We start from the raw sequence: 22,830 nt of genomic DNA on the forward strand, positions 1-22,830 counted from the left end.
CTTGATTTTTTGCGCCCGCACATAAGCACCGACGTCAGCGATCATGCCCAAATAGGGACGAGGATGTGCCTGAATGCTATCGACGTGGTCGTCGAAAAAACCACGCATATCAAGACTCGCGTTAGCACGGGAGGTCAGTCGCCGCAGGATGTTCTGTCCAGGGTCGTTGGACCCGACGATTACTGCCGTGCGCACTTCACGGTCTTTGCCAATGTTGAATGCCAGCCGATAAGCGGTCAGACGACTCAATAAAAGCACAAATGGCGCGAGCGCAAACCAGGTCCATATGACACGATCCGAAAGTTCATAGCGCAAACCAGTACTCTGACCAATTAACGTTAACAGGACGACGACAATGGCCCATCCAATAAAAATATCAGCTACAAAAGCCAGATTTTTTCCACGATGTAGCGTCCGGTAGAGATCGATCTGTTCGTAAATAAAGGAAGAAATAAAGAAGGCAATGATCATCAGTGCCAAATAATTACCAGTGAACATTTCATTTTGGATAACGATGATCAGATACAGCAAACCCAGAATGATGGCAGGGTCAAGCAAGTGCTTGAAAAACGAAACGAGGGGGATATCATTCTCGGTCATTTTGTCCTCGCTTAAAATGTGTAGCGCGTGTTGAGCATGACGCCGTTGCTAACGTACCCACCGGAAGAATGGGCGAGAACTTGGGTACTGCGACGGCCTGATAGTTGCCATTCCCATTTTGGGGTCGGGTTATACGTAAACGTCAACGCTATATCGCGTAGGACGTCATTGTCATCAACAGATCCGATCGTTCCATTTGCAGAGGATTGACTAAAGTCTCTACTTTGGTATGAATAACGACCGACCACACGGATCTTTTTTGAGTACTGCCAGATTGCCGTCAAACGCATTCCGCGATTCAAAGAGTAGACCGTCGATAGCTCATCCACGGCACCGATCTCACGCCAGGCTTCGACGCCAAATGCCAGACTTTCAGTCGACTGCCAATCTGCAGAAACCCGTGAATTGAAACCATCAAAATTACGTTTCGAAAACGCATCCTGCTTTCTGCTAACCCAACCACCTAAAAAGTGAAGACGTGTTTTGGCGGTGAGCAACCAATCAATTTTTGCCTTGATTTCATCCTGCTTATAACTGTTAAACACTGACACGTCACCATCTAGGTCAGGGTTTGGAAAATCGGCGCTCGTATGACGCAATTGAACGCCAAGGGTACTGCCGCTGGCAGCAAGATAATCGAGCCCTAAATCCGTTTGGTGCCGTACGTTATTACCTGACTGTTGGGATGCAAGGTCGTACCATAATTTGGTGTAGTCCAGACCGGCATGGACGCGCCAACCTGGATAGAATTCCCACGCCCCGTTTGCATACCCGCTCTCCTGTGTCCGTATGTTCGCAGCCAGTAAATGGAAGTCAATGAACGGTGTCTGACCTTGCGAATAGGTCAGGCCGGCGTTACCCTCAACGTGATCGCCCACATGCCAATTCCAGTTAGCGGAAAAATTTTTATCCAGATGATTGAGTTGGACGAATCTTTTGTATAAGACGTTCGTCACATTAAAATCTGCTGTTAATTTCTGCAGGCCAATACTTTTATCCACTGCAAATCCAAACTGCCCACGGCGTGTGACATCTGATAAATTGGTACCTGCACCCATCTCTAGTGCAGCCTCGGAACTCGGCAATCTCAATACATTATTGTCGTAACCTATGGCATATCCAACATAAGGTTTAACGGATTCGGGCGGCAGCATTCTGGCATCAATCGTCCCTGGATCGCTAATGTCGGCCCACGCAGTAATGCAGGAATACATCGGTAGCACTAAAATGACTTTCCAACGCAACGATTTGAATCTGACGCAGCGTTTCAAGCCTTTACTCATTAGCCAACTTTCTTTTTGTGTAAGCGCTACCAGGAAACGGAGATCTGGTATTCCGAAGGCATTTTTTGGGATCCGTGCAGAGCCAGCCTGTTTTAAAGATCGTCCCCCGTACAATGTGCGGGTCCGTCGCAGCCCCCGTCTGTTTCACTATAAGCAAAAGCGGTAGCCACTACACTGTAAGAAATCGCACAAGATCTCGCCGGGGGTGCAATAATTACCGGGTATGCTTACACCTCAATCCAGCACGCAAAAATTGGGTGGCCATCGATTATCATTGGTGGCCCGCCTCTATGAGCATGAAAACCGGCGCGCCGCAACAACCGCTCAATCCCAATAGGCGACACGGTAATGAGTCGTTTTGCTCCAAGTGCTGCTGCACAAATAATCGACTCTTGAAGCAACTGGACGGCAATGGGAGAAGAAAACTGCTTGAGCGCCGAAGTAGTCTGGTTATTGAAATCCATTGCGGCAAAGCGAGATAACTCCCATACATCGGATGTATTAGGTGGCGGCAAACCGTTCATAAGCTGCGGAAATATTTCGCCCAAAAGATAGGGTGCGGTAGTAGGCAGTAAGCGAGCGCAGCCGTTTACATTACCTAGTTCATCGCGCGCTACAACGTAGACGGTATCAGGACGATCAAACTGGTCGAGCTCCGCTCCATTTTTGCTCTCCAGTTTCCATTCAAGCGTCTCAACAAAAACTTTATGCCGGTAGCTTGACATTTTGGAAAGTAACTCAGTTGACAATAAAGTAGTAGCACCCGAAATAACGTTCATTTTTCCACCCCATAAAGCGTTATATGTTGCTATTTAGCAATATTGCAGCAATTCAATTATGGGGGTAACTGTCAAGGATTACAGTCTTACGAAGTGGAAATTTTATGCACTAGCGGGGCGTCTGAAATATCTGGTTTTCGTTGTTGATAGCGATATCAGATTTTAGGAGGGTAATACCGGCTTTGCGGCGACGGAAGGTTAAGCGACGATTCAATGCTTGTCCGGCGACGCAGAAAATGGATACCAGCGCTGAACAGAAGCTTAAGGTAAATGGACCGAATTCAATAAGCGGACGCAGTAAATCTGGTCCCCGTCAAAGGGAAACAGCCAAGCCAAGATGAAACGTGGTCGGCTTAAAAAATCGGTACCTACGCCTGATGCATTGCACCACGCTCGGCAAATTTAGCGAACTTTCGCAGGACACTGTCGCGACGTGGCGACGCCTACTCAGGGGCGACGATGTTGAGCGTTTTTCAGGCGGGTTGATGCGGTTTCTGCTTTACTGACCGTAATCACCGGTGATATGTTTTTGCACCGTCGATTGCCAATCGAAATTATCGATAAAATTCTCTAATAGCGTGGTTGTTTTAATTGGCCCCATATCCACCCTATCGCTATTGTGCATCATGACATTTGAGCGTGGCTCACTGATGCGATGGAGATGGATACTTTTAAAAACAACCGCCAATTGCCAATCCCAGCCCAGTGTTATACCGGGGGATGTGGCAGTAACCCATTCCGTGTATCCCGTAATAGTTGTAGTCACCGCCCCACCTAAAATTGGGCTCGGCATATCTTGGTCCAGACCTGAAATAAGATGGACCAGCGTAATATTCTGTAGCTCTTCAAATAATAACCGAATGTAGCCATCCGATGAAATTGTGAAAATTTTGCCAGCAGGCGATAAGTCCCATTGCGAGGAGGCCGAGAACAATCGAATCATTTGAAATAGTTGTTTTATATTTTCAGTGGAAACATTTGACAAATTCATGGTAAATCAGTTCCCTCTGCATAAAAATGACAAGATTCGCGGGTGTTATCTTCTCTATGTCACCTTTACAATTAAAAACGTATCCTAAAAAATTTTTTGTCATTTGTGCACTTTCAATACAAATGCCGTCAATTAAAAAATTTCTTTTAAGCACCTATATATTTCAGTGTATATTTAGTTCCTGTAAGAAATTTTCTTGCAATAAATTTTTATATATAAAAATAGTGAGGATATATGGTTAGCTGGCAAGAAGACCAAATTCAGGCTTTACTCACGGTAGAAAGCGATGCATCATTTTTTTCTGCACTTTCTGGTATCGCTATCAAATTGGGATTCGACTATTGCGCGTACGGTATGCGCATGCCTTTACCTCTTTCTCAGCCGAAGTTAATCATGTTGAACAATTACTCAGATGCCTGGAAAAAGCGCTATCTTGAGCAAAATTACCTTGCAACCGATCCAACCGTGGCACACGGTATGCGATCCACGTTGCCATTGACATGGACTGATGAAATTGACAGCAAATCCCTCCCTTTTTGGGAAGATGCCCGCGCGCACGGTCTAGGTGTGGGTTGGGCGCAATCCTGCCATGATAAAAGAGGCATTGGCGGAATGCTGAGCTTATCGCGCTCTGACGATCAGCTCTCAATAAAAGAGCTTGAACACATCACGTCACAGATATCGTGGCTGGTGCAAACGGCGCACGAGGGCTTGTCTCGCTTGGTGGTACCAAGGCTCATGCCCGAGGCAACAGCTAATCTAACTACCCGAGAGATAGAAGTGCTGCGTTGGACTGCCGATGGAAAGACTTCGAGCGAAGTTGGTCAAATCATGAATATTTCAGAGCGCACAGTAAATTTTCATGTGACCAATACGCTATTAAAACTTGGGGCAGCCAATAAGACCGGAGCCGCTATCAAGGCTGCAATTTTAGGTCTCTTGTAAATTAAAATGAACAAATGATGCCTTCCTGAACGCCTTATTTTAATTAATCTGGCATTTCCGGTCAGGCGTAGATTAGCCATTCGCATAGCCAAACTATCGGCATTAGACAGCCACTCTAACGTTACTTTATGGCCACCCGCGGCTGAGAACAAACAAACCGCATATGCACGAGTCTTGCGCGATTTTACGGGGAAACACAGCGCGGCATCGACGTCGCCTCATTCTTCGCCCCGCGTCGGCTATAAAGGTATCTGCAGGCGAACTCTCCCTGCTGGACTTTGACAACCCCAAAGGGGTGGTACTTACGCACTTGCGCCCTACTGACGCGCCGGCGGTTCGACGTGTACCTGATAATAATTGACTCGCGTAATATCAATAAAGTTATCAGTTACAATTAACACAATAAATGTAAAAAATATCTGCAAGCTCGGTATGATGATCTCAAACCCAATTTATTCGATTAGAGAGACATCATCCAATGGCAGAGTTCTTCATGGTAAGACACGGTCAGGCCTCCTTCGGCACCGACAACTACGACCGCCTGTCGGCGACCGGTGCGCAGCAATCACGCTGGCTGGGCGATTATTTTGCCGAGCGGAAAATCAATTTTGACCAGATATTCACAGGCAACATGCAGCGACACGCAGAGACCGCCGATGCTATCTGCGAAGGGCTGGGCCACAATCCGGACCGCATCATTCACCCCGGACTGAACGAGTATGATTTCCTTGGCTTGTTCGACGCCTTGGGTCCCGGGCAAGCAATTACTAAAGGGATGGCCTGGACCGACAAAGCGACTTTTTACCGGGAACTAAAACGGGTTCTGCGGTTATGGATAACCGGAGAACTGCCGAACGCACCTGAAACCTGGGCGGCTTTTCGCGCACGCGTTACCGAGGCCTATAGCGCTATCGCGCAAAGCGGCGCCTGCCGCGTGCTGGTGGTCAGTTCTGGCGGCCCCATTGGCATGCTCACCGCACACACACTGGAAGCACCGGACGCTATGGCGATTGAGCTAAATATGCAAATAAAAAACACCAGCGTCACGCACTTTTATTTCAACCAACAGTCAGTCAGGTTGGCAAGCTTCAATCAAGTAACACACCTGGATCGTCCCGACCGCTTAGGCGCAATTACTTTTGGCTAACCAGAAGCCGCAAGCACGCCCAAGCGGCCGGTTATAACCGTTTACCGAGGTGCAAATCACTCCCATTCAATTGTCGCTGGTGGCTTGCCCGAGATGTCGTACACAACACGATTGATGCCGCGCACTTCATTAATGATACGGTTAGATACCCGCCCCAACAGTTCGTACGGAAGATGGGCCCAATGCGCGGTCATAAAGTCTTGAGTTTGCACGGCGCGCAACGCGACAACGTATTCGTAGGTGCGTCCGTCACCCATTACGCCAACCGACTTGACCGGCAAAAATACGGCAAATGCCTGGCTGGTTTTGTCGTACCAGGACTCGCCGCTTTCGTCTTTAGTGTTACGTAGTTCGTCGATAAAAATGGCATCGGCGCGACGTAACAAATCTGCGAATTCTTTTTTTACTTCACCCAAAATACGAACGCCCAAACCTGGACCCGGGAACGGATGACGATATACCATAGCATGGGGCAACCCTAATGCAACGCCTAGTTTGCGCACTTCATCCTTGAAGAGTTCGCGCAACGGTTCCAGCAATTTCAGATTTAATGTTTCTGGCAGGCCCCCAACGTTATGGTGGCTTTTGATAGTGGCGCCCTTCTTGCCTTTGCCAGCGCTTTCGATAACGTCTGGGTAGATCGTTCCTTGCGCCAGCCATTTGGCATTTTTTAATTTGCCTGACTCCACCTGAAAAACTTCCACGAATTCACGGCCAATGATTTTACGTTTTGCTTCCGGATCGGTCACGCCCGCCAGATGACCCATGAACTGGTCTGTCGCGTCCACCCGAATGACTTTGACGCCGAGATTTTCAGCAAACATTTCCATGACCATGTTGCCTTCGTCGAGGCGCAATAAGCCATGATCGACAAATACGCACGTCAACTGATCGCCAATGGCGCGATGGATTAGCGCTGCGGCAACGCTGCTGTCCACGCCGCCGGACAAGCCGAGAATAACCTCATCGCTGCCCACTTGCTTGCGGATAGACGCGACTGCTTCTGCGATGTAATCGGGCATGTTCCAGTCCGGTGTACAACCACAAATATCGACCACGAAACGCTTAAGGATAGCCTCGCCCTGGTCGGTATGCGTAACTTCGGGATGAAATTGGACGCCATAAAATCGGCGCTCTTCATCCGCCATACCAGCAATAGGACAATTGGTAGTCGATGCCATCAGCTTAAAACCTGGCGGCATCTGGTCGACTTTATCACCGTGACTCATCCACACCTTCAACATCCCGTGCCCGTCTGAAGTGACAAAATCACTGATGTCGCTTAACAGCGCAGTGTGACCGCGTGCGCGGACTTCGGCATAACCGAATTCACGCACTTTACCCATTTCGACTTTCCCGCCGAGTTGTTCGGCCATGGCTTGCATGCCGTAACAAATACCGAATACCGGCACACCCAATGCAAACACTGCTTGCGGCACCCGTGGCGTATCGCCTTCGGTCACGCTGTTCTGACCACCCGACAGAATCACACCTGCGGCGCCGTAATTGCGAATGAATTCATCTGAGACGTCGTATGGGTACACCTCGGAAAACACACCGGCGTCACGCACACGACGTGCAATCAGTTGGGTGACTTGGGAACCGAAATCGAGAATGAGTATTTTTGAGTGCATGGTGTGCGCCTGTGTAGCTTAAAAATTGTTTATAAATCCGAATCTTGAAATACTACGTCTGTATGGGCAATCACTAGCAAACGCTTTATTGCAATCCAAAGGAAGCGACTGCGGCTTACGGGTCAGTGACCAAATAACAAATCACGCGTCACTCGCTATGAATAGGGAATCAAAAAATCAGGCCGTTAAACCATAAGCGCCACGTGAGGTAAAACCACACGTGGCGCCAAGATCACAGCAAATTCACAGCAGGTTCAAGACCTTATCCGTTACGCCGATCACTCAGTCCGATAGTTCGGCGCTTCCTTGGTGATCTGCACATCATGGACGTGCGACTCGCGCATACCGGCTGACGTGATTTGCACGAATTCGGCTTTGCTTTGCAAATCCTCAATCGTTGCGCAACCACAGTAACCCATCGATGAACGCACGCCGCCGATCATCTGATACAGGATCGTCAGGACGCTGCCTTTGTAAGGAACACGTCCCTCAATGCCTTCAGGGACAAATTTGTCAGCCTTGCTGGCTGAGTCCTGAAAGTAGCGATCAGCAGAACCGTCCGACATCGCGCCCAGACTTCCCATGCCGCGATACGACTTGTAACTGCGGCCCTGAAATAAAATCACTTCGCCCGGTGCTTCTTCAGTACCGGCAAACATGCTACCCATCATGACGGTTGATGCGCCGGCTGCAAGTGCTTTGGCAATATCGCCAGAGAAACGGACGCCACCATCTGCAATCACTGGCACGCCCGAACCCTTGAGGGCTGCGGCAACGTTAGCAATAGCCGAAATCTGTGGCACGCCAACGCCAGCGACAATCCGCGTAGTGCAAATCGAACCCGGACCGATACCTACTTTGACGCCGTCTGCACCGTGCTCGACCAATGCAAGCGCGGCAGCCGCGGTGGCGATGTTGCCGCCAATCACGTCAACACTTGGGAAATTTTGCTTGACCCATCGGACGCGATCCAGAACACCTTTGGAGTGACCGTGTGCTGTATCGACAACGATCACGTCTACGCCAGCCTTAACCAGCATAGCAATCCGCTCTTCGTTATCGACGCCGACGCCGACAGCGGCACCGACGCGTAACTTACCGTGCTCGTCTTTGGATGCCAGCGGATGTGTAGTGGATTTTTGAATGTCTTTGACAGTAATCAGTCCGCGCAATTCGAATGCGTCATTGACAACCATCACGCGCTCTAGCCGATGTTTGTTCATCAGACGCTTGGCTTCGCTCAGATCGGCGCCGTCCTTGACATACACCAGTCGATCCCGGGGGGTCATCTTGGCACGCACTTCGGCGTCTAATTCTTCTTCGAAGCGTAAGTCGCGGTTGGTAATGACACCCACCAGACTTTTACCTTCGACTACCGGGAAGCCACTGATACCATGTTGCTCCGACAACGCAATGACGTCCCGAATCAGCATGGTCGGAGGGATAGTGATCGGGTCACGAACCACGCCGGATTCAAAGCGCTTGACCTTGGCGACTTCACGCGCCTGCTCTAGCGCCGTCAGATTTTTATGAATAATACCAATGCCGCCTTCTTGGGCCATGGCGATCGCAAGACGCGCCTCGGTCACCGTGTCCATTGCGGCGGACAGCAAAGGAATGTTCAACACGATATTACGCGTCAAACGTGTCTTAAGAGTTGTATCTTTTGGAAGTACGTCCGAATAAGCCGGAACCAACAGCACATCATCGAATGTGAGTGCATTTTGAACAAGACGCATAGCTTTTCCTATAGGCGCAAAACCGAATTATACAGAAATCTTGTCAACTCGTCGCTCGTCGCCCGTTTTAAATCATTATTTACGCCAAAACGGCACCGGCCAATTGACACAATGGTTAAAGCATGGCGAAATCACCTATCAACTTTTTCGACGACCCACGCATGCGCCCAAGGATAAAATGACCCCGATTTGCATTAAACCACCTTTTTTGAAGCCTGTTTTTATTGCCATCGTCACTCTCAGTATGTTGTGCATTGGTAGCGCCGCAATGGCACAATATATTTGGCTCGATGAAAAAGGTATCAAACAGTATTCTGACATGCCGCCGCCACTTTCAGTGCCAGTCAAACGCATTCTTAAAATGCCAGGAAATTTTTCTGTTCCCGCGACCGCTGCTAACGGCGACCCAAAGGACGATAAAGATGCGCAAAACGTCGCCAAAGCGCCTCCCACATTAATCGAGCAAAATGCGGCATTTAACAAGCGTAAGAACGAACAAGCCGAAAAAGACAAAAAAGCCACTGATGCCGCAAAATCGGCGACAAACAAAACCAAAGCCTGCGATAGCGCTCGCGCTTATCAGCGCACGCTGAATTCAGGACAGCGCATCGCACAAATCGACAAAAATGGGCAACGCGCTTTTTTTGACGATAACCAACGTCAGCAGGCATCGCGCGAGAATCAGCAGGTATTGGATGAATGCAAATAACGTTGAGCGCATAGCTGCGTAGACATAGCTGTCAAAACACCTTGGCCCTAATAGAAGTCCGCTTGCATCAAGTCGGCTGCCGACTATTGGTACGGTGCGACGCAAGAGTCCGACATCTTTGCGCTTTGTACTACGCGTCGCGGTGCTGATATCGCCCCTGCTATTGATGCGAAGCGTGGCGACAATAGCGCCATAGCCACGCAGTCAACGACTTTTTTTATCCGTGGCTGCGCTACCATCTTCCCCTGCAACTTTGCTGGCGCGCTTGCGTCGTGATTCCTTTGGATCGGCGATCAATCCACGATAAATTTCGATGCGGTCCCTATCGCGGACTAAGGTGTCAAGCGCTTTCAATTTACCGAAGATGCCCACGCGGCAGTGATTCAGGTCGATTTCATGCCATTCATCAAGGATGCCACTGCGTATAATTGCGTCGTGCAGTAACGTACCTTGCGGTACCGTCAGTGACCGAATCGGCTGACTGGTTGGCGTGCCATAGCATACCTGAACGTGAATGACCGCAGTCGTGTCGGGTAACGTATTTGCCGTTCCATCCTTGCTGTCAGCATTGTTCTGCGCGCTCATCGGATCTTCGATTTTAACGATCACGGGCCGTTGCCATAGACGACGTCGGCCCGCTTACAGAACGAGTCGACAAAACTATTGGCGATCATGCTGAACACCGGACCGATTAATTTGTCTAAAATTTTGTTAGAGAACTCGTAATGCAGATCGAATTCGATCTTGCACGCATCTGCTCTTAACGATTTAAACGTCCAGGTTCCATCCAGATGTTTAAAAGGTCCCTCGACTAGTCGCATCTGCATTTCCACCGGCGCAGTATTGATATTTTCGGTAGTAAACGACTGCTTGATGCCGTGGTAGTGTATGTTAAGGGTCGCGATCAGCTTATTGTTTACGCGTTCGCGCACGTCAACACCGCCGCACCATGGCAGGAATAGCGGGTAGTCTTCTACACGCTCGACTAGTGCGAACATTTGTTCTGCGCTATATCCCAATAATACCGTTTTATGTACGACTGCCATTAGCATCAACCATTTGATAGAATCACAACTTGAAATTTTAACCGACCAGCACCATTTTCAACTACATGAGTATTATTGACAACAAAAAAGCTTTCCATGATTATTTCATTGAAGAGCGTTTCGAAGCCGGCATGGTACTCCATGGCTGGGAAGTAAAAGCAATCCGTGCCGGGCGCGCTCAGCTAAAAGAAGCTTACGTGATTATTCGCGACGGCGAGATCTATCTATTCGGGGCACACATCAGCGCCTTACTTAGTGCCTCGACCCACGTGCACCCTGAAGCGGTACGTACACGTAAGTTACTTTTGCATGCCGAAGAAATCAAAAGACTGATTATCAAGGTAGAACGCTCTGGTTTCACGATGATACCGTTGAACTTGCATTATAAAGGAGGCCGTATCAAATGCGAAATTGGAATCGGCAAAGGTAAAAAACAGCACGATAAACGCGACACGGAAAGACAACGCGACGGCGAGCGAGAAGTGCAAAACGCTATGAAACAACATCGTCGTTAGACTTTACGTGAGAAATATCATCAAAGCATCCTCCTGTTAAAGCTAAAAAATTAACAAAATTAATTTAATAATTCATGGATGAAATAAAAACAGCGCCAGTAAAAATATTTGCTGGCGCTGTTTTATTTTGCTGATCGGTACAAGTTCAGGCCTTTTTAATTGCCCCCTGCGTTTTGACTACCTGCATCGCGGTCGCAATCAAACCGCTCATATCTCCCAGATTCGATGGAATGATCAGGGTGTTATTAGTTTTTGCCAACTGGCTAAATGCGGCGACGTATTGTTCGGCCACTTTCAAATTTGCCGCATCAGTACCACCAGGCTCCTGCAACGCTGCAGCCGTTTTTCGGATAGCCTCTGCACTCGCTTGCGCTATCGAAAGAATTGCTGCGGCCTGACCTTCCGCACGATTAATTGACGCCTGCTTTTCACCTTCAGACTTGGCGATGGATGCCTCCCGCTCGCCTGTTGCAATATTGATTTGCTCTTGCTTGCGTCCCTCTGAGGCAGCAATCAAGGCGCGCTTTTCGCGCTCTGCGGTAATTTGTGCCTGCATCGCGTGCAAAATTTCTTTAGGTGGCGTCAAATCCTTGATCTCGTAACGCAACACTTTTACGCCCCAATTTGCCGCCGATTCATCAATAGCATTAACGATCGTAGTATTAATGTGATCGCGCTCTTCAAAGGTTTTATCCAGTTCCATCTTGCCGATGACCGAACGCAAAGTTGTTTGTGCCAATTGGGTAATCGCGGCAAGATAGTTGGACGAACCATAAGACGCGCGCATCGGATCAGTAATCTGAAAATACAGCACGCCGTCGACTTGCAGTTGCGTGTTATCGCGGGTAATACACACCTGCGGCGGGACGTCGAGGGGAATTTCTTTCAGAATATGCTTGTATGCAACGCGATCTATAAACGGCAATACGATGCTAAGCCCCGGACCCAGCGTTGCATGGTATTTCCCCAGTCGCTCGACGACCCAAGCGTGCTGCTGCGGTACTACTTTGACCGTTTTCATTACAAAAACAATCGCGATAAAAAATATGACTAAGGTTACGCCTTCGAACATAGTGATTCCTTTTGGTTATCTACTTGAATGACTTGCCACAATTAAGCGACTACCACGTATTTCCTGAATGAAGAATTGCCCTGAATGCGCTACTTCTCCCGGCGCTAACTCAACATCCCACAAAGCACCACGGTATTTAACCCGTGCTGTATACAATTCGACATTGTCGGCGGCCCCGCCAGCGTTTTCTTCGGTCCAGCGATCCACATTGATCGGCTGGCCGATATCCAGATTAACGTTGCGATCTTTGGCTGAGTCGACCTTTTGGCGCTTACCAAACTGGCTGCGACGGACCACGATTGTACCCGCTACCGAGACGATGGCAGCGATCACAAATTGCCACTCCAAGCCCGCACCGAACCAGGCCGCAAGCGCACCTGCAGCCATACCGATGGCGATCATCAATAAATAAAAAGTGCCGGTAAATAATTCAGCCAGCACCAGGACGCCACCTGACAATAACCATGCTATCCAAGGCAACATACATTTCTCTCCCGCAATATTTATTTCAATAGTCTAACGCACCAATGAAAAATGCGAGCATTTAGCTCGCATCTTTAGAGGAATTACTTAATTAAGGCGGCAAAATCAAAGACCGCCTCAACGCAAAGCATTGGCGATATTATTGCGCTGCAGCTAGGGTCTTCCATGTGTCGATGACGGTGTCGGGATTGAGCGAAATTGACTCAATACCTTGTTTCATCAACCACTCAGCAAAATCCGGATGGTCGGAAGGACCTTGACCGCAAATGCCGACGTATTTGCCTTTGGCCAGACAAGTAGAAATTACCTTGCTTAACAAAGCCTTGATCGCAGGATCACGCTCGTCGAAATCGGCGGCAAGCAACTCCATGCCAGAATCACGATCCAGACCCAAAGTTAGTTGCGTCAAATCGTTGGAACCGATCGAGAATCCGTCGAAATGCTCAAGGAACTCTTCGGCCAAAATGGCATTTGAAGGGACTTCGCACATCATAATGACGCGCAAGCCGTTTTCACCACGTACGAGACCGTTTTTGCCGAGCAAGCCGATAACTTTTTCCGCCTGTCCGACTGTCCGTACAAACGGCACCATGATCTCAACGTTCGTCAGGCCCATGTCTTCGCGCACACGCTTCATTGCCTGGCATTCCATCTCAAAGGCTTCAGCAAAGTCTTTGGACAAATACCGTGCAGCACCACGGAAACCAAGCATCGGATTCTCTTCGTCCGGCTCATAGCGCGATCCGCCGATCAATTTCTTGTACTCGTTTGACTTAAAGTCAGACAAACGAACAATGACGGTCTTAGGCCAGAATGCGGCAGCAATCGTTGCAATACCTTCGGCCAATTTATCGACATAAAAAGCTTTGGGCGATGCGTGACCGCGCGCTACGGACTCAACGGCTTTTTTCAAATCGGCGTCGATATTTGGATATTCCAGAATCGCCCGTGGATGAACACCAATATTGTTATTAATGATGAATTCCAGACGCGCCAGGCCCACGCCGCCATTTGGAATTGACTGGAAGTCAAAAGCCAATTGCGGGTTACCTACGTTCATCATGATTTTCAACGGAAGTTTAGGCAGTTCGCCCCGTGCGACTTCGGTCACTTCTGTTTCCAGCAGACCGTCGTAAATCTTGCCTTCGTCGCCTTCTGCGCAAGATACCGTTACAAACGTACCGTCGATCAGAACATCGGTCGCATCACCGCAACCCACCACGGCCGGCACACCTAGTTCACGCGCGATAATCGCTGCGTGGCAGGTACGACCGCCACGATTGGTGACAATCGCCGCTGCGCGCTTCATGACCGGCTCCCAGTTAGGGTCGGTCATGTCGGCGACCAGAACGTCACCCGGTTGCACGCGCTCCATGTCTGCTGCGTCATGGATCACGCGCACTGGACCTGCACCAATTTTTTGCCCAATAGCACGACCGGTGGTCAGCACGTTGCTGCTGCCTTTGAGTCTGAAACGCTGTTGCGCGTCGGTTGGCTTTTCTTGTGACTTGACGGTTTCAGGACGCGCTTGCAAAATGTAAATTTTGCCATCACGACCATCTTTGCCCCACTCGATGTCCATTGGACGCTCGTAGTGCTTCTCAATAATCGTCGCGTACCTGGCTAGTTCTACGATTTCAGCATCGTTGAGTGAGTAGCGATTGCGCATTTCGATGGGGACGTCGACAGTACGGACCGAACGGCCCGCTTTGGCTTCGCCGGTGAATTCCATCTTGATCAGCTTCGAACCGATGTTGCGACGGATGATCGGCAATTTGCCCTGTTCCAGCATAGGCTTGTGGACGTAAAATTCGTCCGGATTAACCGCACCCTGCACCACTGTTTCGCCAAGGCCATAGCTGGACGTAATGAATACGACGTCCTTAAAGCCAGATTCGGTATCCAGTGTGAACATAACGCCAGCGGCACCAAGGTCCGAGCGCACCATGCGTTGCACGCCAGCCGACAAAGCGACTTCTGCGTGAGTGAAACCTTTATGAACCCGGTAAGAAATCGCGCGATCGTTATATAAGGACGCGAACACGTGTTTCATTGCCTCCAATATATTTTCAATCCCGACAACGTTGAGAAAGGTTTCTTGCTGGCCTGCAAACGATGCATCCGGCAAATCTTCAGCGGTGGCAGACGAACGTACAGCAAAAGACATTTCGCTGGACGAATCGGCAACCAGACGCTTATAAGACGCCTGTATATCCTGTTCGAGACGGGGCTGAAACGGTGTCGCGACGATCCATTCGCGAATCTCCGCACCAGCCAACCCCAAAGCCCGCACATCTTCAACATCCAGCGTTTCAAGACGATCAGCAATGCGTTGCGCTAGCGACAAACCGCCATTTGCGCTATAGGACAGAAAATCACGAAACGCCTGTGCGGTTGTAGCAAAACCGCCAGGAACCCTGACACCAGCCGAAGCCAGTTGGCTAATCATTTCACCCAACGATGAATTTTTTCCACCGACGGAATCAACATCCGTCATACGCAGATTCTCAAAGGGAACGACGTAATCGACTCCTTGGGTAGCACCCATCTGTATTGCACTTGACATAACAACCTCTAGTTTGATGATAAGAAATCTTCATGGTGCATTGCACAACACTGGTTTTTTGTTATTCTTAGACAGGTTGAACGTTAAATTTATGTGTTGGTCGCCATTTTATGTCAATTCGCAACTAAAGGGAGAACAACACTCGTAACAGAGTGTGCCAATTTAGTGCATTTGCTCCCATCTGGCTAGTAATGACAGGCGCTTTTATTATGTACTCTGTAAGGTACCTGATTCACAAATTTACTGGGAGGAAGTGATCGGTGTTCAGGGGGCTCAAAACTTCACGGTTCTCACTAGGGGGGCCCACTCGCTTCAGATCGTAAACTGGTTCTTATAGCTGACATTAGTTTTTTCGTGTTCTATCATGTAATGTTCTACTATTAGCGATCCTTAAATGCATTTAAACCCTTCAAAATTATGACCGACGCCCCAACGCTTCCGACGCTTCCAATGGCCGCGGCACATCGCACAGTATTTTTTGTTTCTGACGGCACCGGCATTACCGCAGAAACTTTTGGACATTCTGTCCTGACCCAGTTTGAACTACGTTTTAAGCAAATTCGGCTACCATTTATAGATACGCTGGAGAAAGCATACGATGCCACGCGCAGGGTAAATGAAGCATATGCAATAGATGGAAAATTACCAATTGTTTTTTCGACATTAGTTAAGGCTGATCTTTCTAAGGTCATCCAAGAGGCTAAAGGCCTGCACATGGATTTGATTCAGACTTTTGTGGAACCATTGGAAAAAGAGTTGGGGATAAAGTCGACGCATACGGTCGGACGCAGTCATAACACGGCGAATTCGGAAGAATATAAAAATCGAATTGAAGCCATTAATTATTCACTGGCCCATGATGATGGTCAGTCTAACAAGAATCTGGCGGATGCCGACGTTATTTTAGTGGGTGTATCGCGCTCGGGTAAAACCCCGACTAGCTTGTATCTGGCGATGCAATATGGCATTAAGGCGGCCAACTATCCGTTAATTCCCGAAGACTTCGTCCGTGAAAAATTGCCGTCCGGTTTGCTGGCCTACAAACACAAGATATTTGGTTTAACCATTTTGCCCGAGCGGCTTTCTGAAATTCGCAACGAACGGTTGCCAGGTAGTAAGTATGCGGCGCTGTCCAATTGCCGCTATGAAATCAACGAAGCAGAGGCGATGATGCGGCGTGAAGGTATACGATGGATGTCGTCCACGACTAAATCTATTGAGGAAATTGCTGCTACCATCTTGCAGGAAATAAAAACAGATAACGACGAATAAGTTACAGCTGAGGATAAGCGGAATCCGGTGCAGATTAATGAATTGATCATTCGTATTTTTCAAATACGAATGTTAAACGGCCCAAACCTTATCGCTCCAGCAAGCGCGACCAGCCCCGCTACGACTGGGTTTGGCGCATCTGCTCAAAGAAACAGACGGCTGCGGCTGCGGCCACGTTTAATGACTCCATCGCGCCTGCATGGGGTATCACGACTTGTTGGGTAGCCCGCGCCAATAAGTCTTCGGCAACGCCCTGCCCTTCATGTCCGAACAACCACGCCAGCGGCACCTTAAGGTCTGCCTGATATATGCTTTGCCGGGCGTAAGAACTGGTAGCAAGAACCGGTATCTGGGCATTGCCAACCAGCGCTAATAAATCCACATTCTCAAAGATTTGCAGTAAGAAATGCGCGCCCATCCCTGCTCGCAATACTTTGGGCGACCAGGCGTAGACAGTGCCGGACGAGCAATAAATTTGTTTGATGCCTGCTGCCGCTGCGCTCCGCAAAATGGAACCAAGATTGCCCGGATCCTGCAAATTATCGAGCAGTACCGCAGATTGTATCAGGGCACCTGGCGGCCCAAATTGCGGCGTATTAATCACAAATATCAGGCCTATCCCATGCTCTACCTGACTAAGCGTACTGAAATGCGCGTCGGAAAAAGCCACACACTCGACGCCTCCGGCCTCACAGCGGGCCACCAGCACAGCGACTTCGGCGTGCGATAACGCACTCTCGCTAACAATGCATAGCGTAGGAAAACCATGATGTTGCAGATAGGCCTCAGTCAAATGGACACCATCTAGCAGAGACTTGCCCGACTTCCTCCGGGTTTGGGAGCGGGTTGCCAGCAATTTTAGTTCTTTATAGAGCGCATTAGCAGGAGAAGTAATCAGTTTCATCGGGGCAAAGGGTAATGGTTGATCGCTTGGAAGCGCTGAGCACTAGGGGCGCTACGTCGGACACACTATCGCGCAGAATCAAAGGAACTAGCGCAGGACTACCGCTGGCGCAAGCGCCAATAATGCGCGTACGGGCGCATAGGACTTACGATGCACCGGCGATACGCCATGCAAACGCAATCGTTCCATGTGCAAAAGCGTCGGATAACCCTTGTGCTGATCAAAAGCGTATACCGGATACTGCTGATGCAAAACCACCAACGCGGCGTCGCGCGCGGTTTTGGCAAGTATTGATGCGGCTGAAATCGCCTGCACCTTATCGTCACCTTTGATGATCGCTTCCGCCCGTACAGCCATGATCGGACAGCGATTGCCATCAATCAGCGCGAGAGTCGGCAGCATCGCTAAACCGTCGACCGCACGCCGCATCGCTAACATGCTGGCCTGCAAAATATTCAGAGTGTCGATCTCGTCTTCCGAGCATTCGGCAATCGACCATGCCAACGCGCACTCTTTAATTTGCGTCGCCAATAACTCGCGCCGCTCAGCGGTAAGCTTCTTTGAGTCGCGCAAGCCAACAATTGGCCGCGCCGGGTCCAGTATGACTGCTGCGGCAAAAACCGGTCCGGCCAAAGGTCCGCGCCCGGCTTCATCGACCCCGCAAACGATCTCATCGGGATAAATATAGTCAAATACCAGCAAATCATCTTGGGTGGGTTTCAATGGGCGCCTAAAGCAGAAGTAAATATTGAATTTCAGGGTACCCTATGCGATATGCAATAAAGGGACGATACAGCAAGACTATTCAACGCATCAGATCAACGCCGCTGGTCGATGATTTTCAAGACCGCTTGCGCACTTTCATTAGCAGTGTCGCGCAACAACGCAAGATGCATGGCTGTAAAGCGGACACGCAATTTTTCTTGCAACGGCACGTCTTGCAACTGCTTCCATAGTTCATCAGCCATACGCTGGGGTGTCGCGGCATGCTGCAATAACTCAGGCACCAGAAACTCACGCGCCAGTATGTTAGGCAGACCGATCCAGGGCTGATAGCTCATGTGGCGTAAAATCTCCCATGTCGCACGCATCATTTTATATGCGATCACCATTGGTTTTTTGTATAGTGCCACTTCCAGCGATGCGGTCCCGGACGCTACCAAAACCGCGTCGGCGGCGGCTATCGCCACATGCGACTGGCCATCTAGCAACTGAATTTCAACGCCTTGCAAACCAGCTTCTTCTACCAGCGCAACAAATAGCGCCCGTTGCTTGGGGCCTGCCATCGGTGCGATAAAGCGCATTGTGTTGTCGCGCTTGGCCAACAATCTGGCAGCACCGACAAAACTCGCCGTGTTGTATCGAAGCTCCGATAATCGACTACCCGGCAAGATCGCGACCACCGTCGCGTTGTCCGGTAGTCCCAGTGTGGCACGCGCCGACAACACGTCAGGTACCATCGGAATCAACTGCGCCAGCGGGTGTCCGACGTACGTCGCCGGTATACCGGCTTTGCGATAAATTTCTTCTTCGAACGGAAATATTACCAGCATGTGCGAACCGGAGCGCGCGATCTTTTTGATGCGACCGCCACGCCATGCCCAGATTGAAGGGCCTATAAAATGAACAGTTGGAATGCCCGCGTGATTGAGTTGGGTTTCGAGACCAAAGTTAAAATCAGGCGCATCGACCCCGATAAAAATATTCGGCTTTTCGATCAGCAGGCGGTCTCTCAGCGCAATCTGAATTGCCTTGATTTCACGATAATGCGCGAGGACTTCAAACAGGCCATTGACCGACAGCTTATCCATTGGCCAGTGACTAACGAACCCATATTCAGCCATCATCGGGCCGCCAATACCATATAGCGTGGCATCCGGCAATTGCGGTCGCAAGCCGGATAGCATACGACTTGCCAGCAAGTCGCCAGAGGCCTCGCCGGCCACCATCGCGATTGAGATAGGGGATGCGCCAGGGGATTTGCCAGGCATGTTAGCGAATAATGCCACGTTGAGATGTGCTAATAAATTCGCGTAGCATGCGAATGTATTCTGCGGAGTCAGGAGACTTTAATTCTTCCGCGGCCAGCGCTGCCGTGGCGTCCCCCAAAGACAAGCCCGACCGATATATCAGTCGATAAGCACGCTTTATCGACATGACCTGATCATCGCTAAATCCGCGGCGACGCAACCCTTCGCTATTAATCCCGGCAGGTACTGCCCGGTTTCCGGCAGCCGTCACAAACGGTGGAACATCCTGACTCACGGCAGCGGTAAAGGCAGTCATTGCGTGCGGTCCGATACGGCAAAATTGATGTATCGTCGTAAATCCACCAAGCAAAACACAGTCCCCAACATGCACGTGTCCGGCAAGCGTGGCATTGTTCGCAATCACCGTTTGGCTACCTATCTGGCAATCGTGCGCAACATGGACGTAAGCCATAATCCAGTTATTATCGCCCAATCGCGTCACGCCCACGTCCTGGGATGTCCCTAGATTTAGGGTTACGAATTCGCGAATGGTATTACCATTTCCAATTTCTAACCGGGTTGGTTCACCAGCGTATTTTTTATCCTGAGGCGCAGCACCGATTGAGCCAAATTGAAAAAATGTATTATCACGACCAATACTGGTATGCCCGTCAATCACGACGTGCGGACCGACTTTGGTTCCCGCGCCGATAGTGACGTTGGGCCCGATGATAGAGTACGGACCGACTTCAACCGAACTATCAAGCTCGGCGCTCGAATCAATGACAGCCGTGGGATGAATTCTGCTCATTGAAATCACGCACTTAGGACAGCGGGGGCGGCCGTATGTTCGGGCGTCACAGCATGTCGCATTGTGCACATGAACTCTGCCTCGACCGCCAACTCACCTTCTACAGTGGCTTTGGCTTTGTATTTCCAGATACCGCGTACGACTCGTAAAATCTCGACTTCCAGTTTAATTTGGTCACCCGGCTCGATTGGTCGACGAAAACGCGCCTTATCAATTCCCAGAAAATACACCACGGTGTTTTCGTCCGGCTTGCGGCCTTCACTTAAGAACGACAGCAGTGCAGCAGTTTGCGCGAGCGCCTCAATCGTCAACACGCCGGGCATAACCGGCTTGTTCGGAAAATGACCGTTAAAGAACTCTTCGTTGATGGTCACATTCTTGAGTGCAACGATCGACTTGCCGCTCTCCCAGCTCAGCACCCTATCAACTAACAGTAACGGATACCGATGCGGCAAGTATTCTTTGATTTGACAAATGTTTAAACCGTTATTAGGACTGTTCATGAGTTTTTTCTGTAAGCTGTTTGATTGTTTTTTCCAAGGCACGGATTTTTTCACGGGTAGTACTTAAATTTCGCACCAGCGCTGCTGATTTTTCCCAGTCTCCATGCTTGGCAATGGGATAAAACCCCGTGTATTGGCCTGGCTCTAAAATAGAACGTAAAGCGAGCGTGCCAGCCGAAACATGAACGTGATCGACAATAGTAATATGACCATGAATCATGGCCGCCCCGCCGATCGAGCAATATTTGCCAATTTTTGCGCTACCGGCAATTCCAGCGCATGCCGCAATCGCCGTATGCGCACCAATATGGCAGTTATGGGCGATTTGGATTTGATTATCCAACTTGACACCCTCCTCAATCACTGTATCCGTCATTGCGCCACGATCAATTGTCGTGTTGGCGCCGATTTCAACGTCATCCCCAATCAGCACGCGTCCGATTTGGGGAATTTTTATCCATTTTCCGCCATCGTTTGCGAAGCCAAAGCCGTCAGCGCCTATCACCGCACCAGAATGAACGATAGCGCGCCGCCCTATTTCGCATTCTGCGTAAATTGTGACATTTGCATGCAGATGTGTCATTGCGCCAATCTTAACGGCTCGGCCGATGACACTGCCACTACCGATATACACGCCGTCGCCAATTATTGCTCCGGCCTCAATTACCGCATTGGCACCGACAAAAGCTGTCATCGCGACCTGCGCGGAACAATCAACAACTGCCGACGGATGAACTCCGGCAGGTACTACCGGCGCGTTCAGTGCGGCAAAAAATTGTGCGGTTCGTGCAAAATAAACGTAGGGATTGGACGCAATAATGCGCGCACCGCGATAACTTGCGCCGACAATTACGTCATCTTCAGCAGACAAAATAATAGCCGCTGCCTGACTTTGGGTCGCCTGGATTCGAAACTTGGGATTAGAAAGAAAGGTAACCTCTGTCACCGTAGCGTCGTTCAACGGCGCGATGCCGAATATCTCAATATCCGCATCGCCAATTAACTGCCCGCCCAAGCTATCGACCAGTTGTTTCAGCCGAATGCTCATCGTGGCCTCATTTGCATTGTTTACTTGTTGAGTGCTTTCAGCACTTTGTCGGTAATGTCGATCCGCTTATTTGCATATACTGCATCTTGAAAGACAATATCATAATTCTCGGCATCGGCAATTTGCTTGATGACCTTGTTAGTACGCTCCAGCACAATCGCTAGCTCTTCGTTACGGCGCTGGTTTAAATCTTCACGAAACTCACGCTGCTTGCGCTGGAAATCCTTGTCAAGATCGGCCAATTCACGTTGGCGCTTCAAACGCTCGGACTCCGGAATCACTGCGGAGTCCTTGTCGAGTTTGTCGGCTATCCCCTTAAGGCGCGCGGCCAAATCTTGCAGGTCTTTGTCGCGTTTCGAAAATTCCGCCTGAATTTTAGCGTCAGCAGCCTTAGCCGGTGCCGCTTCACGGAAAATACGCTCGTTGCTGACAAAGGCGATTTTGGAGCCTTCCTGCGCATGCACGGCGGTAACCGAACTCAAGCAAAGCGCCAGAACTGCAGCCACTCTAAGCGATGCGAATGATGGTGTAAGAGACTTCAAAGCCGTTCTCCGCTATTCAAATTAAACATTATGGCATTCCTGTAGATCTATGCCACGGTACAGTTTATCAGGACCGTTTGGGGGCTATCCCGGCTGAGGCATCTGGCGCTAAAAACGCATTACAAATACAACACCGCATGGCCCTCGAAACCCGATAGTGACTAAAATTACTCAGGGAGGTTTCGGTGCGCTACTTAACCCTTCCCCGGATCGCCCGGCTACTGCTACTTACACCGCGGAGCGGACACCGGCCTTAATCAATCTCACAATC

At 49.7% G+C, this 22,830-nt stretch carries 23 protein-coding genes; 5 read left to right on the forward strand and 18 right to left on the reverse strand.

All coding sequences use genetic code 11. The features are described 5' to 3' along the window. The 4 genes from HAV38_RS19395 to HAV38_RS19410 all read right to left on the reverse strand — a co-directional run. On the reverse strand, positions 1–600 hold a 600-nt coding region (locus HAV38_RS19395; RefSeq protein ID WP_483413863.1), incomplete at its 3' end, for a Rossmann-fold NAD(P)-binding domain-containing protein. An 11-nt stretch (positions 601–611) separates the two neighbouring features. Then, the gene (gene epsL / locus HAV38_RS19400) at positions 612–1,883 is read right to left on the reverse strand and encodes an XrtB/PEP-CTERM-associated polysaccharide biosynthesis outer membrane protein EpsL (protein WP_245182466.1); all 1,272 of its coding nucleotides are present in this window, start codon (positions 1,881–1,883) and stop codon (positions 612–614) included. Positions 1,884–2,110: 227 nt separating this feature from the next. Next, positions 2,111–2,662, reverse strand: coding sequence for an acyl-homoserine-lactone synthase (locus HAV38_RS19405; protein ID WP_168057061.1), 552 nt, complete (start codon positions 2,660–2,662; stop codon positions 2,111–2,113). A 499-nt stretch (positions 2,663–3,161) separates the two neighbouring features. After that, on the reverse strand, positions 3,162–3,653 hold the full coding sequence (locus tag HAV38_RS19410; protein WP_168057062.1) for a DUF4902 domain-containing protein: 492 nt from the start codon (positions 3,651–3,653) through the stop codon (positions 3,162–3,164). Between the two features lie 234 nt (positions 3,654–3,887). Between HAV38_RS19410 and HAV38_RS19415 the strand changes: the two genes are divergently transcribed. After that, a complete protein-coding gene (locus HAV38_RS19415) occupies positions 3,888–4,598 on the forward strand; it encodes an autoinducer binding domain-containing protein (protein ID WP_168057063.1) in 711 nt (236 codons plus the stop codon). 478 nt (positions 4,599–5,076) lie between these two features. Next, a complete protein-coding gene (locus tag HAV38_RS19420; RefSeq protein WP_168057064.1) occupies positions 5,077–5,745 on the forward strand; it encodes a histidine phosphatase family protein in 669 nt (222 codons plus the stop codon). A gap of 56 nt (positions 5,746–5,801) precedes the next feature. On the opposite strand, the gene guaA is transcribed toward HAV38_RS19420, so the two are convergent. Then, entirely contained in the window at positions 5,802–7,379 is a 1,578-nt protein-coding gene (gene guaA / locus HAV38_RS19425) for a glutamine-hydrolyzing GMP synthase (RefSeq protein WP_168057065.1), read from the reverse strand. Positions 7,380–7,657: 278 nt separating this feature from the next. After that, positions 7,658–9,118 carry an IMP dehydrogenase gene (guaB, locus tag HAV38_RS19430; RefSeq protein ID WP_168057066.1) on the reverse strand — a complete coding sequence of 487 codons (1,461 nt, stop codon included), beginning with the start codon at positions 9,116–9,118 and terminating at the stop codon, positions 7,658–7,660. Between the two features lie 178 nt (positions 9,119–9,296). On the opposite strand from guaB, the gene HAV38_RS19435 reads away from it, so the two are divergent. Further along, complete coding sequence (locus HAV38_RS19435) at positions 9,297–9,827, forward strand: DUF4124 domain-containing protein (RefSeq protein WP_245182469.1); 531 nt, start codon at positions 9,297–9,299, stop codon at positions 9,825–9,827. A gap of 204 nt (positions 9,828–10,031) precedes the next feature. Here the strand turns inward: HAV38_RS19435 and HAV38_RS19440 are convergent, their stop codons facing one another. Together HAV38_RS19440 and HAV38_RS19445 are read right to left on the reverse strand one after the other, a co-directional pair. Beyond that, positions 10,032–10,436, reverse strand: coding sequence for an RnfH family protein (locus HAV38_RS19440; protein WP_311734918.1), 405 nt, complete (start codon positions 10,434–10,436; stop codon positions 10,032–10,034). Then, positions 10,433–10,873, reverse strand: coding sequence for a type II toxin-antitoxin system RatA family toxin (locus HAV38_RS19445; protein ID WP_168057067.1), 441 nt, complete (start codon positions 10,871–10,873; stop codon positions 10,433–10,435). Before HAV38_RS19445 ends, HAV38_RS19440 begins: the two co-directional genes overlap by 4 nt. A gap of 65 nt (positions 10,874–10,938) precedes the next feature. Between HAV38_RS19445 and smpB the strand changes: the two genes are divergently transcribed. Beyond that, positions 10,939–11,388 (forward strand): SsrA-binding protein SmpB, encoded by a 450-nt coding sequence (gene smpB / locus HAV38_RS19450; RefSeq protein ID WP_168057068.1) that lies wholly within the window; start codon positions 10,939–10,941, stop codon positions 11,386–11,388. Between the two features lie 145 nt (positions 11,389–11,533). Here smpB and HAV38_RS19455 read toward each other — a convergent pair whose 3' ends face one another. The 3 genes from HAV38_RS19455 to ppsA form a co-directional block, all read right to left on the reverse strand. Continuing rightward, entirely contained in the window at positions 11,534–12,460 is a 927-nt protein-coding gene (locus HAV38_RS19455) for an SPFH domain-containing protein (protein ID WP_168057069.1), read from the reverse strand. 15 nt (positions 12,461–12,475) lie between these two features. Beyond that, on the reverse strand, positions 12,476–12,943 hold the full coding sequence (locus tag HAV38_RS19460; protein ID WP_168057070.1) for an NfeD family protein: 468 nt from the start codon (positions 12,941–12,943) through the stop codon (positions 12,476–12,478). 139 nt (positions 12,944–13,082) lie between these two features. Then, complete coding sequence (ppsA, locus tag HAV38_RS19465; protein WP_168057105.1) at positions 13,083–15,491, reverse strand: phosphoenolpyruvate synthase; 2,409 nt, start codon at positions 15,489–15,491, stop codon at positions 13,083–13,085. A gap of 435 nt (positions 15,492–15,926) precedes the next feature. Between ppsA and ppsR the strand changes: the two genes are divergently transcribed. Continuing rightward, positions 15,927–16,781, forward strand: a complete 855-nt coding sequence (gene ppsR / locus HAV38_RS19470; RefSeq protein ID WP_245182470.1) for a posphoenolpyruvate synthetase regulatory kinase/phosphorylase PpsR — start codon at positions 15,927–15,929, stop codon at positions 16,779–16,781. Between the two features lie 118 nt (positions 16,782–16,899). Here ppsR and HAV38_RS19475 read toward each other — a convergent pair whose 3' ends face one another. From HAV38_RS19475 to HAV38_RS19505, 7 genes are all read right to left on the reverse strand, one after another. Beyond that, positions 16,900–17,685, reverse strand: a complete 786-nt coding sequence (locus HAV38_RS19475; RefSeq protein WP_168057071.1) for a TrmH family RNA methyltransferase — start codon at positions 17,683–17,685, stop codon at positions 16,900–16,902. Positions 17,686–17,772: 87 nt separating this feature from the next. Continuing rightward, positions 17,773–18,408, reverse strand: coding sequence for a ribonuclease HII (gene rnhB, locus HAV38_RS19480; protein ID WP_168057072.1), 636 nt, complete (start codon positions 18,406–18,408; stop codon positions 17,773–17,775). 95 nt (positions 18,409–18,503) lie between these two features. After that, positions 18,504–19,676, reverse strand: a complete 1,173-nt coding sequence (gene lpxB / locus HAV38_RS19485) for a lipid-A-disaccharide synthase (protein ID WP_168057107.1) — start codon at positions 19,674–19,676, stop codon at positions 18,504–18,506. A gap of 1 nt (position 19,677) precedes the next feature. Then, on the reverse strand, positions 19,678–20,466 hold the full coding sequence (lpxA, locus tag HAV38_RS19490) for an acyl-ACP--UDP-N-acetylglucosamine O-acyltransferase (protein ID WP_168057073.1): 789 nt from the start codon (positions 20,464–20,466) through the stop codon (positions 19,678–19,680). A 5-nt stretch (positions 20,467–20,471) separates the two neighbouring features. After that, positions 20,472–20,969 carry a 3-hydroxyacyl-ACP dehydratase FabZ gene (fabZ, locus tag HAV38_RS19495; protein ID WP_168057074.1) on the reverse strand — a complete coding sequence of 166 codons (498 nt, stop codon included), beginning with the start codon at positions 20,967–20,969 and terminating at the stop codon, positions 20,472–20,474. After that, a complete protein-coding gene (lpxD, locus tag HAV38_RS19500) occupies positions 20,956–22,017 on the reverse strand; it encodes a UDP-3-O-(3-hydroxymyristoyl)glucosamine N-acyltransferase (RefSeq protein ID WP_168057075.1) in 1,062 nt (353 codons plus the stop codon). The genes fabZ and lpxD overlap by 14 nt, the downstream gene beginning before the upstream one ends. A gap of 20 nt (positions 22,018–22,037) precedes the next feature. Next, positions 22,038–22,559, reverse strand: coding sequence for an OmpH/Skp family outer membrane protein (locus tag HAV38_RS19505; protein WP_168057076.1), 522 nt, complete (start codon positions 22,557–22,559; stop codon positions 22,038–22,040). Positions 22,560–22,830: the final 271 nt, after the last annotated feature.

The organism is Glaciimonas immobilis, assembly GCF_011947285.1.
Lineage (GTDB): Bacteria > Pseudomonadota > Gammaproteobacteria > Burkholderiales > Burkholderiaceae_D > Glaciimonas > Glaciimonas immobilis.